The organism is Streptomyces coelicoflavus, from assembly GCF_045041415.1.
In the GTDB taxonomy this organism is placed as follows: Bacteria; Actinomycetota; Actinomycetes; order Streptomycetales; family Streptomycetaceae; genus Streptomyces; species Streptomyces coelicoflavus.
Map to the genome: position 1 here is coordinate 2,157,517 of NZ_CP108218.1, position 14,002 is coordinate 2,171,518.

Sequence of the window (14,002 nt, forward strand, 5' to 3'; positions counted from 1 at the left end):
CGGCCCGCATGCCGCTCACCCCGCGGCAGGCGCAGGCCCTCACCGCGGCCGCCGACGGCGTACCGCTGCGCGAGGTCGGCGCCCGCCTCGGCATCACCCGCGAACAGGCCTCGTCGCTCCTCTCCCGGGCCTACGAGCGCCTGGACGTCGTCCACGTTCCGCGCGACCGCCGGCGGGCGGCAGCCGTCCGCGCAGCCGTCCGCCGCGGCCTCATCACCCTTCCGACCGAGGAGAGCAGCGCCCCGTGAACCTGTGCGGACTGTGCGAGCAGCAGCTGGAGCACGGCCACCTGTGCCCCGGCTGCACCCGCGCCACCCTCGAACGCCTCAACCGCATGCCGAAGCTGTGGGCCGCGCTGGCCGCGTTCCTCGCTCCCGGCAGCAGTACGAGCACCCCGACCGGCCGCACCCGCGCTGCGGAGGCGCCGCTGCCCGTCCGCGAACACGTGCTGAACCTGCGGGCGGCCGGCGGTATCGCCGGGGTGCTGGAGGACTGGCGGCGCGCGATGCAGGAAGACCGCGGCTGGGGACCGCCCGCCATCCTCGCCGACGTGGGCCGCCGCGTGGCCGTCGCCGCCCGCGGCCTCGCCATGAACATGGACTGGATCGCCGCCGAGTGGCCGATGGCCGGCGAGATGGCCGCAGAGGTCCGCGCCCTCGAGGCGGACGTGCTCACGATTGTCGACCCGGAGGACCCGACCGACCGACGCCACCGCGTCGGCACCCGCATCGGCCACTGTGTCGCCGCCGTCGAAGGCGGGGTGTGCGGTGCCGTCCTGCGCGCGTACCCGGGTGATGCGCTGCTGGTCTGCCGGTGGTGCGGCACCGAGTACGGGCCCGAGCAGTACCTGATGCTGAAGGCATTGCAGCCTGAGGCGGCGGCATGAACACCTTGCCTAGGACACTGGGTCCCAGTAAGGTGGGGTGCGTGCCAACCACCAATTGGCGCGCACGCGTTGCTGCCGAGAATCAGCGGCAGCGCGACCTGCAAGCAGAGATCGCGGCAAGCGCCCGAAGACGAGCGGCAGCGTTCGAAGAAGGCGTCCGAGAACTCGGCAGCAAGTCGGCTGTCGCCCGAGAGATCGGGATCGACGTCAGCGCAGTCAGAAGATCCATCCGCGAGTACGGCCTCGGGACCCTACCCCCGCCGAACTCCCCGACCACAACCGCATAGGCCCGTAAAGCGGGCAGCCCCCGGCAAGCCGACCCTACCGGCCGCCGGGGACCACCACTTGATCACGAACGAGATCGGACCTCGTTATGACCCAGCAGAACCCTAACCTGCCCGAGGACCGCGTCGCCGAGCTGCACCGGCTCGCCGCTGCGGACTACGCCAGCACCGCCCACCTTCGCGCACTCCGCCCCACCTGGCCCGCCCACTCCACCGCCGCCGCCCCGCAGGCCGACCGCCCCACGGTCCGGCACGCGAACGGCCTGGAGTTCCGGGTCATCGACGCCGGCAGCTACACGGCCCGCATGGCCCGCGACGTTCACCAGGTGACGATGGCCGACGGCCGCGTGTGGACCGTCGGCCAGCCGATCGGCTGGTACGGCACGCCCGCCGCCTGGCAGCCCCGCTGCCCCGCCGCGACCGCCAGCGACACCAGCCCCTGCCCCGGGCCCGTCGTCGTCCTGGTCCTCGGACTCACCGAGACCGGCATCGCGGGCTGCGAGCACCACGCCGCCCGCCGCATCTCCACCGCCCCCGGCACCTACCCCGTCGCCCTGCCCCACGCCCCGGCCGGCACCGCTGCCCGTGTCTTCCGCGCCGCCGGAGAGGTGGCCTGGCGATGAGCACCCGCAACCTCACCAAGGGCCAGATCGCCGTCCTCGTGGTCGCCGCCATCCTCATGGCCGGCGTCGGCGGGTTCGGCGCCTGGGGCACCTACACCAACGCCGTCACCGCCTTCCACCGCGAGGCCACCGCCGCCGGCGTCGTCGCCGCCGGGGAAGGGCTCACCCTCATCCTCGGGCTGGTCATGCTGCTGCGCACGATGCTCGGGCAGTCCTCGCCCGCCATCGTCCGGCTCGGCATGTGGCTCGCCCCGGTCTCCGCGGCCTGCGTCGGCGTCACGATCGCCGGAACCGCCCGGGAGGCCGCCGTGTACGCGGTCACCCCGCTGGCCATGTCAGGCGCCGCCGAAGGCCTGTCCTTCGTCGCCCGGTCGGTGGTCGTCTTCACCACCGGCACGGACGCCGAGACGATGCGCCGCAACGCCGACGTCGCCCGCCAGCTCGCGTTCCACCGCGCGGTCGCCGAAGGCCACCCTGGCAAGGCACAGCGCAAGCTCGCCCGGCGCCGTTACTGGCGGCTCGCCCGGTACGTCGGCCACGGCGACGCCGAGCTGGGCGCCGGCCTCGTCGACGTCCAGCGCCACCGGGTCCGTGACGGGGCTGATGCGGCCCTCGCCTCCATGTACGGCGCCGCCCCCGCGGCCGCCATCGAGGAGCCGCCCGCCCGGCTCCGGCCGGTGTCCGCGACCGAGGCCCTGCGCTCCCACTTCGCCGACATGGACCCGGCTGATGCGATCCGGCTCGCGCATGATGCGCGGCCTGATGCGCCCCCGGCCGAACTCGCCCACCTCCTCGGCACCTACGGCCTCGCCGTCGACACCGTCGCCGTCGCCCTGGTCCTCGGCCGCAAGCCCGCCGAGTACGAGGTCGAACGCGATGATGCGGATGATGCGCCGCAGGTCAACGCCCTGCCGCGCGGCGCCAAGACCGCCGCCATCCGGGAGGCCGCATCATCCCTCGGCAAGGATGCGCGCGCCGAGGACATCGTCCGGGAGGTCGCCGAACGGCACCGGATCACGGTCGGCGAGAACTACGTCCGCGCCGTCCTGTCCCGGAAGCCGAAGGCCCAGCGGGACCCTGGGAACGGAGGCTACGCGTGATGATGCGCATCATCTTCGGCATCGTCCTCGGCCTCCTCGTCGCCTGCCCGACGCTCGCCGCGGTCCTCCTCGCCATCGTCGGCAGCGTCGCCGTCGCCGCCGCCACCTACCCGCCGCTCCTCGCCGCCGCGGCCGGCATCTGGGCCTGGCCCCGCATCACCCGCCGCGTCCGGGGGTGGGTGGCGTGAGCGACGCCCTGGAGAAGGCGGAGGCCGCCGCCCGCGAGGCCGCCCAGAACAGCGTGGACATCGCGCAGATCGTCGCCGTCGTCCTCGCCACCCAGCAGGCCACCCAGCAGCAGCCCACCCAGCCGCCCGCGCCCCGGCGTGAGTTCGACGCGCGGAAGTGGATCGTGGTCGGCAGCGTGGCCGTGCCCGTCGCCCTGGCCGGCGCCCTGTTCGCCCTGGCCATCACCATCACCGCCTGCGCCGGCACCGGCTGCTTCCTCATCCTCCGCAGCATCTGGCGCGAGACCCAGAAGGGCCGCTGACATGCAGACCACCGTCCACATCGTCTCGTTCGGCTACCTCCACGCCGCCCCGCCCCACGCGCACCTGACCCTCGACCTGCGGCACCACTTCCGGGACCCGCACGTCTCCCCGGACCTGCGGCACATGACCGCCCACGACAAGCCGGTACGCGCCGCGGTCCTGGCCACGCCCGGCATCTGCCCGCTCGTGGGCAGCATCGCCTCCGCGGTCGCCGCGTTCGCCGCCGGACCGTCCGCAGGCACCGTGACCGTCGCCTCCGGGTGCGCGGGCGGCCGGCATCGGGCACCCACGGTCGCCCTCGCCCTCGCCGAGCTGCTCACCGACGCCGGATACGCGGTGACCGTCCTCCACCGGGACCTCGACAAGCCCGTCGTGCAGCGCTGACGGCTGCCCGATCCGCCCGAGTGTGACGGGCGGTGAGGGGAGCCGGACAGCCCGGCCCGCCCAAGGAGGACCCATGGCCGCCCCTGACCTCAACTCCCGCGACTACACCGCCGGTGAAAAGGCCCGCCTGACCGTGCTGATCGCCCGCATGGCCAAGCGCGGCATCGCCGACGACGGCACCGGCAACGTCGACCTGAGCGACCTCCAGCGCAAGTTCGACCGCATCCAGGACCAGGCCCGCAAGCGCAAGCAGCAGGGCAAGTAGCTCGGCCCCGGGGACGGCGTCCTACCGCCAAGCAGCCCGCCGTCCCCGGGCCTCCACACCCCAGCAAGAGGCAGGAAGCCCACAGCATGACCGAGACCACCGTCGACTTCCACAAGGACGCCGCCGACACCCTCACCGAGACCATCATCGACGTCATCCAGGACGCCGAACCGAGGCCCGTCGACCCGCCCGCCGACACCCTCCCGGAGGCCGGCGCGTGGGTCGCCGAGCGGCAGGCCTACCTCGCCGACGCCCCGCCCGTCGTACCCCCCGCGCTGCGCCGCTGGAATGTCTTCACCAACACCTGCCGATGGGCCGCCTCCTACTACGCCCACAGCATCGGCTTCCACGCCCTCCGCACGCCCGTCTACGCCGCCCGCCTGCTGATGCGCGCCCCGCGCGGCGCCGGACGGCTCATCATCCGCTGGGGCCGCTGGGTCGCCGACACCGAAGCCCGGCCCGTCGAGACAAAGGCCGCGGCCAGCGCGGACATCGAAGCGTGGCTCGCCCTGTCCCGCGAGCACTCCCGCCGCGTCCGGCCCCGCCGCATCGCCTCCCTCGTCGTCGCCGCCACCACGAGCATCACCACCCTCACCGCCTCGTTCCTCGTGCCCGGCTGGACCCTCACCGCCGCCCTCACCGGCGCGATCCTCCTCGGCACCGCAGGCAAGAAGCGCGACGGAAAGCCGCTCGTCACCCGCTACGTCGCCACCAACGTCCTCCGCAGGCTGGACTCCACCGAGGTCATCGACGCGCTCGCCGCCATCGGCATCGAGGGCAAGAAGGGCCGCCGCGGCGTCGAGTTCGCCTCCGAGGTCATGCGCGACGGACCGGGCTGGCGCGCCGAGGTCGACCTGCCCCCGGGCGTGGAGGCCACCGCCGTCCTGGAGAAGCGGTCCGCCCTCGCCGCCGCCATGCGCCGCCCCATCAGCACCGTGTGGCCCGAGGGCGACCGCACCGCCCACCCCGGCCGCCTCGTCCTCTGGGTCGCCCAGCGCGACCCGGCGAAGGCCGGCCGGAAGCTGTGGCCGCTCATGAAGGACGGCCAGGCCGACGTCTACCAGCCGCTGCCCTTCGGCTTCGACCCGCGCGGCAACCTCATCGACGTCTCCCTCATGTACTCCAACATGCTGGTCGGAGGCATCCCCGGCTCCGGCAAGACGTCCTGCGCGCTCGCCATCGTCCTCGGCGTCGCCCTCGACCCCACCGCCGAACTGTGGATCTACGAACTGAAGGGCTCCGGCGACCTCGACTCCGTCAAGCCCATCTGCCACCGGTACGTGTCCGGCGACGAAGACGAGGACCTCGAGGCAGCCCTCGCCGGGATGCGCTCCGGCATCGCCGAGTACCAGCGCCGCGCCAAGTTCATCAAGTCCCTGCCCGCCTCCGAGGTCCCCGAAGGCCGCAAGGTCACCCGCGCCATCGCCGAGAAGTACCCCGAGCAGGACCTCGGCCCGCGCGTCATCGTCATCGACGAGGTCCAGGAACTGTTCACCCACGCCGACTACAAGGACGAGGCCGCCGCACTCGCCACCCGCCTGATCAAGAAGGCCCGCGCCTACGGCATCATCCTCATCCTCCTCACCCAGAACCCCGACGCACCCAGCCTGCCCACCTCGGTGTCCAGCTCGGTCGGCACCCGCCTCTGCCTCGCCGTCATGGACTGGCGCGCCAACAACAACGTGCTCGGCACCGGCGCCTACGACCGCGGCCTGCGCGCCACCGACATCAGCGTGGACGAGCAGGGAACCGGCATCCTCGCCCGCGGCCGCGAAGGCTTCACCGTCCGCGCCGCGTTCATCAAGCAGACCGAAGCCGAGGACATCGCCGCCCGCGCCCTCGCCCTGCGCACCGCGGCCGGCACCCTCTCCGGGCAGTCCGTCGGCGCCGTCGTCGACGAGCTGGACGTCGAGACCGTCGTCGACCACCTGCGAGCGATCTGGCCCGACAGCGTGGAGGCCGTGCACTCCCACCGGCTCGTCGAAGCCCTCGCCCGCTACCGGCCCGACCTCTACAAGCCGTGGACCGACATGGACGCGGCCGCCGCCTCCACCGCCCTGTCGGCGGCGCTGAAGCCCTTCAAGGTGTCCACCAAGCAGCTCACGATCCGCGAGTGCTGCGGCGGCGCCAAGGGCCTGAGGCAGGCCGATCTCCCGGCCGCCGACGACGCCGAATAGGGGCCCTGAGCCGGTTTCGGGAAGGGGGCGAGGTTTCACCCCGGCCCGAAACCGGTTTCGCCCCCGATATCGGCCCCCACCTGCACAGTTTCGAGTTTCGGGCCCCGGCGCCCGCCCCGTGATCCGCCCCGAAACGAGGGGTCCGAAGACGCCCCCTAGACGACACCACCGCGAGAGGATGACGCCATGGACGAACTGGTGCAGTGGCTGCGCGCGCAGCTGGACAACGATGATCGGACCGCGCGGGCGGCGAGCAGCGGCTGGTACGGCTACAACCCAACGGAGCAGATCGCGTTCGTGCCGCCTGAGGACGCGTTGCACATCGCCACGCACAGCCCAGCGCGGGTGCTGCGCGAGATCGACGCCAAGCGGCAGATCATCGACCAGTTCGCCTACTGGAACGAGAGGGCGGCCAGCGAAGCGGTCAACCCGCCGAAGTTCCCGCAGCCCGGGTTGGACCTCGGTCTGCTCCTGGACGCGATGAACCCGGTGCTGCGCCTGCTCGCCCTGCCTTACGCCGACCGGTCCGGCTACCGCGAGGCGTGGCGGCCGTAGGACGGCATCATGGGGTCATGGAGTCGCAGATGAGCCGCCCCGGCCACCTCACCGCCCACCAGACCGCACGGCTCCTCGGCATCAGCCTCGCCGGCGTCCGCCAGCTCGTCCGCCGCGGCCAGCTCACCCGCTCCGGAGGCACCGACCGGCAGCCCTGGTACGCCGCCGCCGACGTCGCCGCCCTCGCCGCCATCCGCCGCGCCCGGGCCGCCGCTTGACCGCAGGTCAGAAGGTCTGTCACGATCCCGGTGTACAGCTGTGCCCACAGACAGCCCGGCCGGAGAGCCGCGGCATAGAGGTCCGGTCAAGGCCGGCCAAGATTAGACGCCCGTCGCTGCCTGCCAGCGACGGGCGTCCTTCATCACGGGACGACCACGACGCCTTCACAGCGCCCCCACATGACCGATGATGGCACCGCCAGCATCCGCCATCCCTGGGGGGACCATGCACGCCCGCACCACGACCGCCGGCATCCTCGCCGTACTCGCCCTCACGCTCACCGCGTGCAGCAGCAGCGACGACACCAGCGAGGCCGCCACCGCACCGAGCAGCCCGGCCGCCAGCGCAGCACCCGCAGGCGATCGGCACTACGAGACCGCGCAGGACATCGCCGACGCGCTCAAGGACGCCGGCCTGACCGTCTCGCAGCCCCAGGAGCAGAAGGACGCCTCGTACATCACCGAGGTCGGCGGCACGCCGTACAGCCTCACGATCACCGACGGGGACGGCCCCGCGGCTGGCGAGGCCGGCATCAACCTCTTCCCCAACCCCGAGGCACTCGCCGCGTGGGTCCCGTTGTCGAAGCAGTTCGGCGGCATCGCCGTCACCAACGACGCATGGGCCGTCAGCCTGCCCACCCGCGACAAGGCCGCCCGCGATGACAGCGAGCGCCTCGCCCCGAAGATCGCCGAAGCGCTGGACGGCGCCGTGCAGCAGTAGCCGCCACAGACTCACGACGGAGCCCCGGCCGCCGCTCACGGCCCGGGGCTCCGTCGTGCACAGAGGAGAGCGCCCGTGGCCACCGACCGCAGCGAGCTCGTCTCCTACGAGTTCCGCCAGATCCGCGCCCGCATCCTCGCCGAGTCCGACGTGTGCATCGTCTGCGGCCACGGCCACGCCACCGCCGTCGACCACATCCAGCCCGTCAGCAAGGGCGGCGCCCGGACGGACCCCGACAACCTCGCCCCGATCCACGGCAACCGCGGCTGTCCCGTCTGCCTCCGCAAGTGCAACGCCGAGAAGGGCGACCGGCCCCTGGCCGCCGTCGTCCAGCTCCACACCAGCGTCGACTGGTTCGCCGGACCGTAGACCCGCGCTCGCTACCCACAGTGAGGCCGGGGCAGACCGAGGCGCCACCAGCCTCGCCGCTCCGAGCGAGCCCCGCCGCAGCCTGGCGCCGTCGGCCGGCGCACCCTCACCTGCCTCGCCGACGACAGGGCACTGCCCCCTCCGGCCAGGCACGAGCACACCCAGCATTGATCATCGATGCAGGTCAGAGCAGTGATCGTCTCGGCTCGGCGGCGGCCGGCCGTCCGTTCTTTGGACAGGGGCCGATCCCTACCCCGCGCCCCCCTGCCATTTTTCTCCCCCCGGCATGATCACGGCCGGACGATCATGGAAGGGGGCGCCGTGGCGAGGCAGCCGAAGCGCCAGGCCGGCCCGGTCGAGACCACGGTGCGTGACGACGTGGAGCAGCTCGGGGACCTGGTCGGCGTGGAGCCGTCCCTGTCCGAGATGGCCTACGCCCTGGCCCGGGAGATCGACGCCGGCGGTGGGGAGGACGGCAAGCAGCTCCCCTCGTTGAACCGCGAGCTCCGGCAGACGCTCGCCCAGCTGCTGGAGGGGCGGGCCGCTGACGATGACGACGACCTCGGAGACCTGGGCTCCCCCGACTGAGTTCGCCGCCGATCTGCGGGAGCGGTACGGGTTGGAGTGCCCGCCGCGCTGGGGGACGCCGCGGCACCCGGACCGGCCGTCGCTGGGTCCGAAGCTGTGGAAGGTCATGGCCAAGCTCGGCGCGCCGCCGATGCCGTGGCAGCGGTACGTCTCCGACGTCGCCCTGGAGATCGACCCGGCTACGGGCCGGTTCGCGCACCGCGAGGTGGGCCTGTCGGTGTCCCGGCAGCAGGGCAAGACGGAGCTGTGTCTGGGGGCGCAGGTTCACCGCGGCCTGGCGTGGCCGCGGCAGAACATCGTGTACGCGGCGCAGACCCGGGGCATGGCGAGGCAGCGCTGGGAGGACGAGTTCTGGGAGAAGATCGCGGGCTCGGAGCTGGCGAAGCTGGCGCGCATCCGGAAGTCGAACGGCAACGAGGCCATCCTGTGGGGCAAGACCCGCTCGAAGATGGGCATCACGGCGAACACGGAGAAGGCCGGCCACGGTCCGCCGCTGGACCTCGGGTTCATCGACGAGGCGTTCGCTCACGAAGACGACCGGCTCGAGCAGGCGTTCTCTCCGGCGATGCTGACGCGGGCCATGGCTCAGCTGTGGTGGGCGTCGGCGGGCGGCACGACCAAGAGCGTGTGGCTGAACAAGAAGCGGGAGAACGGGCGCGCGCTGATCGAAGCGCTGTGGGAGGCGCTCGCCGAGGACCCAGCGGCGGCTCGGCCGCGCGCCGCCTACTTCGAGTGGTACGCGCCGGAGGACATGGACCGGTCGGACCCGGCGACGTGGAGGGCGACGCTGCCCGCGCTCGGCTACACGGTGACCGAGGAGATCATCCAGGCTGAGCTGGAGAAGATGGACCCGGCCGAGTTTGACCGGGCCTACCTGAACCGCACCCGCAAGCCCACGCCGCCGACCGATCCGAACGTGCCCAAGGACAAGTGGGCGGGCCTGGTCGACGTCGGCAGCAAGCCGGTGGCGGACAGCGTGGCGCTCGCTGTTGATGTGTCGCAGGACCGGGCGCACGCCTCCATCGCCGCGGCCTCGCTGCGGTCGGACGGCAAGGTGCACGTGGAGGTCGTGGCCCGCCGCCCAGGCACGGCCTGGGTGGTGCCTGCTGTGGCCAAGCTGCACAAGCTGTGGAAGCCGGTCGCCGTGGCGGTGGCTTCGTCGGGTGCGCCGGCCGGGTCGCTCATCGACGACCTGGCGGCCGCGGGGATCGAGTCGCCGAAGGACCGGGCCCACCCGCAGCGTGGCGACCTCGCGGTGATGCGGGCGGGGGACATCACGGAGGCGTGCGGGCAGCTGGCCGACGCCATGAACCAGGGCACGGTCCGACACCTGGACCAGGTGCCGCTCACGGCCGCGGTGAACGGGGCCCGGACGCGGCGCAACGGGGACGCTTGGCAGCTGGACCGCACGGCGTCGCTGGTCGACATCAGTCCGCTGTGCGCGACGACGTTCGCCCGGTGGGCGCTGCTCATCCGGGGGCCTCAGGTCCTCGAGGACTACGACGCGCTGGATTCGGTGCTGTGAGGAAGGGGGTGCTGTGGTGAGTCCGACTCTCGGCCCCGATGGGGTGTACTACCCGGGCGGGCCGCCTCCGTCGGTGGGCGGCTGGCGCCGGGTGGGTCGGGCGCTGGCGGCCAGCTTCCGGCGGCTGGGTGCGGTGTCGAAGCGGGCCCTCACGTCGCTGCCGTGGATCTCGGGCGGGCCGCGCCCGGGCACCGTGTCGTCGGCGCAGGCGATCCGGCTGATCCCGCTGTTCGCGTGCGTGCGGATCCTCGCCGACTCGATCGCGTCGCTGCCGGTGCAGACGTACCGGAAGAACGGGACGTCGCGGGAGCTGCTGACGTTCGTGCCGTCGCTGCTGTTCGCTCCGGCCGCGCGGGACAACCTGTTCGAGTGGCTGCACAAGGCGGTCGTCTCGCTCGCCCTGCGGGGCAACGCCTACGGGCTGATCACGCAGCGGGACGCCTTCGGGTTCCCCACGATGATCGAGTGGCTCAACCCCGACGACGTGTGGGTGGACGAGCTCCGGCCCACGCTGCCCGTCTTCTACTGGCAGGGCCAGGAGGTGCCGCGCGAGCAGATCGTCCACATCCCGTGGGTGGTGCTTCCCGGCTGCGTGACGGGGCTGTCGCCGGTGCAGGCGTTCGCCCGCACCATCGGCGTCGGCCTCAGCGCGACGGAGTACGGACTGTCCTGGTTCGACAACGGCGGCACCCCGCCGGCCACGATGAAGAACTCCGCGAAGGCGATCAACCCGGACGAGGCTGAGGAGATCAGCGACCGGCTGGCCGCGCGGGTCCGCGCCCGCAAGCCGCTGGTGTTCGGGTCGGACTGGGACTTCACCGCGCTACAAGTGAACCCCGAGGAGTCGCAGTTCATCGAGACGATGCGGCTCAACGCCTCGCAGATCGCGGCGATCTACGGGGTGCCGCCGGAGATGGTCGGCGGGGACTCCGGCGGGTCGATGACCTACGCGAACGTGGAGCAGAACGCGATCAACTTCGTCGGGTTCACGCTGCGGCCGTGGCTGTCCCGGCTGGAGGCGAAGCTGTCCGCGCTCATGCCGGGCAAGGAGTTCGTGCGCTTCAACGCCGACGCGATGATCCGCGTCGACCTGATGACCCGCTACCAGGCGCACTCGATGGCGCTGAACGACGGCTGGCGCAACCGCGACGAGGTCCGCGCCCTCGAGGACCTGTCGCCGCTGCCGGACGGCCAGGGGCAGACGTACCTGCCCGTGTCCCTGATCGGCCAGCCCACCAACGACCCGGCCCCCGGGCCGGGCGACCCCAACCCCATTCAGTGAGGAGGCCGACCGTGGCCGACCTGGAGAGGCGCTACACGCCGGTGCCCGTCGAGCTGCGGGCGCCCAAGGAGCAGCAGCGCAAGACCATCAGCGGCTATGCCGCCGTGTTCAACCGCGAGTCGTCCAACCTGGGCGGCTTCGTCGAGGTGGTCGACCCGCGCGCGTTCAACAAGTCCCGCGGCGACGGCTGGCCGGACGTCATCGCCCGCTACAACCACGACGACAACATGCTGCTGGGCACGGTCGCGGGCGGCACGCTGCGCCTGTCGATCGACGACCAGGGCCTGCTGTACGACGTCGACCCGCCGCAGGCCCGCGCCGACATCCTCGAGCTGGTGGCCCGCGGCGACGTCCGCAAGTCCAGCTTCGCGTTCCGCACCGTGGAAGACGACTGGGGGATGACCGACCAGGGGTTCCCCATGCGGACGCTGCTGCGCGCGCAGCTCGTCGACGTCGCTCCGGTCAACATCCCCGCCTACCCGGACTCGTCGGCCGGCCTGCGCTCGCTGGCCCAGCACGTCGGCGCCGACCTCGAAGAGGTCCGGTCCCTGGCCCGGCAGGACGAACTGCGGAAGCTGTTCCGCCGCAGCGACGGGCCGGGCCCGGCCAAGCCGCAGACGCTCGGTGCCGCCGCGCGTATGGCGCTGCTGGCCCGGCGCGAGTCCCCGCACCTCTGAACCCCTTTGGGGCAGGCCGACAGCCACCCCTCCGAGTAGCACGACGGCCCGCCTGGTGCGGGCCTTTCGCATGTCGAGGCAGGCCGACAGCCACCTCGGACCACATCCCTGATTCACAGTGAGGAGATCGGACCATGTCCGAGGTAGTGAAGTCCCTGCAGGAGCGTCGGCTGCGCGTCTGGGAGCAGGCCAAGGCGCTGGCCGACGCGGCCGCCGAGGAGAACCGCACGTTCTCCGGCGAGGAAGAGGGCAACTGGCAGTCGCTGAACGCCGAGCTGGACGCGCTGGACAAGCGCATCAAGGCCGTCATCGACGGCGAGCAGCGCGCGAAGGACGCCGAGGACGCCATGTCCAAGCTGCGCGGCGAGCCCCGCGGCAAGGGCGGCCCGGACGCGCAGCCGAACAGCGAGGAGCTGCGGAAGTTCCTGCGCGGTGAGGGCGGCCGCACGTTCGACGTCGTCCCGGCCGGACCGGTGTCGTTCCGTGACCTGTCCAAGCTGTCCTCGGGTGCGGGCGGCGCGACCGTCCCGACGGACTTCTACGGCCAGCTGGTGGCGCACCTGATCGAGACCAGCGCCATCATGCAGGCCGGTGCCACCGTCCTGAACACGGCCAGCGGCGAGACCCTCCAGGTGCCGAAGACCACCGCGCACTCCTCGGCGGCGATCGTCACCGAGGCGGGCCCGATCGGCGAGTCCGACCCGGCGTTCGGCCAGGTGTCCCTCGGCGCCTACAAGTACGGCACCGTCATCCAGGTCTCCCGCGAGCTCCTCACGGACGCGGGCGTCGACCTGGAGGGCTACCTGTCCATGCAGGCGGGCCGCGCGCTGGGCAACGCCTTCGGTGCGCACGCCATCACCGGCGACGGGTCCGGGAAGCCGCGCGGCATCGTCACCGACGCGACCGCCGGCGCCACCGGCCCGACCGGCCAGAGTGGCGGGTTCGGCTCTCAGTCCGCTGCGGGTGAGGGCGCGGACCTGCTGATCGAGCTGTTCCACTCGGTCATCTCGCCGTACCGCATGTCCAGCTCCTGCCGTTGGATCATGAACGACGGCACGGCGGGCACGATCCGGAAGATCAAGACCACCGAGGGCCAGTACATCTGGCAGCCGTCGGTCGTCGCCGGGACCCCGGACACGATCCTCGGCAAGCCGGTGCTCACCGACCCGAACGTCGCGGACATCGCCGTCGGCGCCGAGTCCGTGATCTTCGGTGACATCTCGCAGTACTTCGTCCGCATGGCGGGCGGGATCCGCTTCGAGCGGTCGGACGAGTTCGCGTTCAATGCGGACCTCGTCACCTTCCGGGCGCTGATGCGCGCGGACGCGGCGCTGGTCGACCTGACCGGCGCCGTGAAGACCTACACCGGCGGGGCTTCCTGACCGGACCACCAGCGAGCGGCAGGCCCGTGACGACCAGGGCCTGCCGCTCGCGACCGATGGGAGGCTCCCGTGTCCCTGTACGACCAGACCCTCGTCAAGGTGTCGCTCGCGCCGGCTGCGCTGACCGACGGCACCGTCAACGGCACTGCTGTGGACCGCGCGGTGAACGGCGGCATGCAGGAGGCCATGCTCGTCGTTACCACGGGCGTGGTCACCGACGGCTCCCACGCGGTGGCCATCCAGGACTCCGCCGACGGCAGCACCGGCTGGGCCGCGGTTGAAGCCGGCCAGCTGACCGGCGCCGCGCCGACCGTGGACAGCGCCGACGACGGAGCCGTGTTCGAGGTGGGCGTCCGCTCCACCCGCCGCTACCTGCGCGCCGTCGTGGTCACCACCGGGTCGACGACCGGCGGCATCGTCGGCGCCCACGTCGTCCTCAACTCGCCCCGCTACGCGCCGGTATCCCGCGCCTGAG

The 14,002-nt window shown here is 72.3% G+C and carries 19 protein-coding genes; all 19 read left to right on the forward strand.

Annotation, left to right across the window (positions count from 1 at the left end):
- The first annotated feature begins 8 nt into the window (after positions 1 to 8).
- The 19 genes from OHA99_RS09315 (at position 9) to OHA99_RS09405 (ending at position 14,001) form a co-directional block, all read left to right on the forward strand.
- Positions 9 to 248, forward strand: a complete 240-nt coding sequence (locus OHA99_RS09315) for a sigma factor-like helix-turn-helix DNA-binding protein (RefSeq protein ID WP_405695230.1) — start codon at positions 9 to 11, stop codon at positions 246 to 248.
- A complete protein-coding gene (locus OHA99_RS09320; protein WP_405695233.1) occupies positions 245 to 886 on the forward strand; it encodes a hypothetical protein in 642 nt (213 codons plus the stop codon). The genes OHA99_RS09315 and OHA99_RS09320 overlap by 4 nt, the downstream gene beginning before the upstream one ends.
- 373 nt (positions 887 to 1,259) lie before the next feature.
- Entirely contained in the window at positions 1,260 to 1,793 is a 534-nt protein-coding gene (locus OHA99_RS09325; protein WP_405695236.1) for a hypothetical protein, read from the forward strand.
- The gene (locus OHA99_RS09330) at positions 1,790 to 2,893 is read left to right on the forward strand and encodes a hypothetical protein (protein ID WP_405695239.1); all 1,104 of its coding nucleotides are present in this window, start codon (positions 1,790 to 1,792) and stop codon (positions 2,891 to 2,893) included. Before OHA99_RS09325 ends, OHA99_RS09330 begins: the two co-directional genes overlap by 4 nt.
- A complete protein-coding gene (locus OHA99_RS09335) occupies positions 2,893 to 3,081 on the forward strand; it encodes a hypothetical protein (RefSeq protein WP_405698927.1) in 189 nt (62 codons plus the stop codon). The genes OHA99_RS09330 and OHA99_RS09335 overlap by 1 nt, the downstream gene beginning before the upstream one ends.
- Positions 3,078 to 3,383 (forward strand): hypothetical protein, encoded by a 306-nt coding sequence (locus tag OHA99_RS09340; RefSeq protein ID WP_405695242.1) that lies wholly within the window; start codon positions 3,078 to 3,080, stop codon positions 3,381 to 3,383. Before OHA99_RS09335 ends, OHA99_RS09340 begins: the two co-directional genes overlap by 4 nt.
- 1 nt (position 3,384) lies before the next feature.
- The gene (locus tag OHA99_RS09345; RefSeq protein WP_405695244.1) at positions 3,385 to 3,768 is read left to right on the forward strand and encodes an ATPase; all 384 of its coding nucleotides are present in this window, start codon (positions 3,385 to 3,387) and stop codon (positions 3,766 to 3,768) included.
- A 73-nt stretch (positions 3,769 to 3,841) separates the two neighbouring features.
- Positions 3,842 to 4,033, forward strand: a complete 192-nt coding sequence (locus OHA99_RS09350) for a DUF6257 family protein (RefSeq protein WP_405695247.1) — start codon at positions 3,842 to 3,844, stop codon at positions 4,031 to 4,033.
- 86 nt (positions 4,034 to 4,119) lie between these two features.
- Positions 4,120 to 6,210, forward strand: a complete 2,091-nt coding sequence (locus OHA99_RS09355; protein WP_405695249.1) for an FtsK/SpoIIIE domain-containing protein — start codon at positions 4,120 to 4,122, stop codon at positions 6,208 to 6,210.
- Positions 6,211 to 6,396: 186 nt separating this feature from the next.
- Positions 6,397 to 6,765: a DUF6221 family protein gene (locus OHA99_RS09360; protein WP_405695252.1), complete on the forward strand. Its 369-nt coding sequence runs from the start codon at positions 6,397 to 6,399 to the stop codon at positions 6,763 to 6,765.
- A gap of 17 nt (positions 6,766 to 6,782) precedes the next feature.
- Complete coding sequence (locus OHA99_RS09365) at positions 6,783 to 6,983, forward strand: hypothetical protein (protein WP_405695254.1); 201 nt, start codon at positions 6,783 to 6,785, stop codon at positions 6,981 to 6,983.
- Positions 6,984 to 7,209: 226 nt separating this feature from the next.
- The gene (locus OHA99_RS09370; protein WP_405695257.1) at positions 7,210 to 7,704 is read left to right on the forward strand and encodes a hypothetical protein; all 495 of its coding nucleotides are present in this window, start codon (positions 7,210 to 7,212) and stop codon (positions 7,702 to 7,704) included.
- A gap of 75 nt (positions 7,705 to 7,779) precedes the next feature.
- Positions 7,780 to 8,073, forward strand: a complete 294-nt coding sequence (locus OHA99_RS09375) for an HNH endonuclease (RefSeq protein ID WP_405695260.1) — start codon at positions 7,780 to 7,782, stop codon at positions 8,071 to 8,073.
- Between the two features lie 321 nt (positions 8,074 to 8,394).
- On the forward strand, positions 8,395 to 8,661 hold the full coding sequence (locus OHA99_RS09380) for a hypothetical protein (protein WP_308407045.1): 267 nt from the start codon (positions 8,395 to 8,397) through the stop codon (positions 8,659 to 8,661).
- A complete protein-coding gene (locus OHA99_RS09385) occupies positions 8,624 to 10,186 on the forward strand; it encodes a terminase (protein ID WP_405695264.1) in 1,563 nt (520 codons plus the stop codon). Before OHA99_RS09380 ends, OHA99_RS09385 begins: the two co-directional genes overlap by 38 nt.
- Before the next feature lie 16 nt (positions 10,187 to 10,202).
- Complete coding sequence (locus tag OHA99_RS09390) at positions 10,203 to 11,468, forward strand: phage portal protein (protein ID WP_405695267.1); 1,266 nt, start codon at positions 10,203 to 10,205, stop codon at positions 11,466 to 11,468.
- An 11-nt stretch (positions 11,469 to 11,479) separates the two neighbouring features.
- Positions 11,480 to 12,145, forward strand: a complete 666-nt coding sequence (locus tag OHA99_RS09395; protein WP_405695270.1) for an HK97 family phage prohead protease — start codon at positions 11,480 to 11,482, stop codon at positions 12,143 to 12,145.
- 134 nt (positions 12,146 to 12,279) lie between these two features.
- Positions 12,280 to 13,527 carry a phage major capsid protein gene (locus OHA99_RS09400; protein WP_405695273.1) on the forward strand — a complete coding sequence of 416 codons (1,248 nt, stop codon included), beginning with the start codon at positions 12,280 to 12,282 and terminating at the stop codon, positions 13,525 to 13,527.
- A gap of 69 nt (positions 13,528 to 13,596) precedes the next feature.
- Complete coding sequence (locus tag OHA99_RS09405) at positions 13,597 to 14,001, forward strand: hypothetical protein (protein ID WP_405695276.1); 405 nt, start codon at positions 13,597 to 13,599, stop codon at positions 13,999 to 14,001.
- Position 14,002 lies beyond the last annotated feature (1 nt).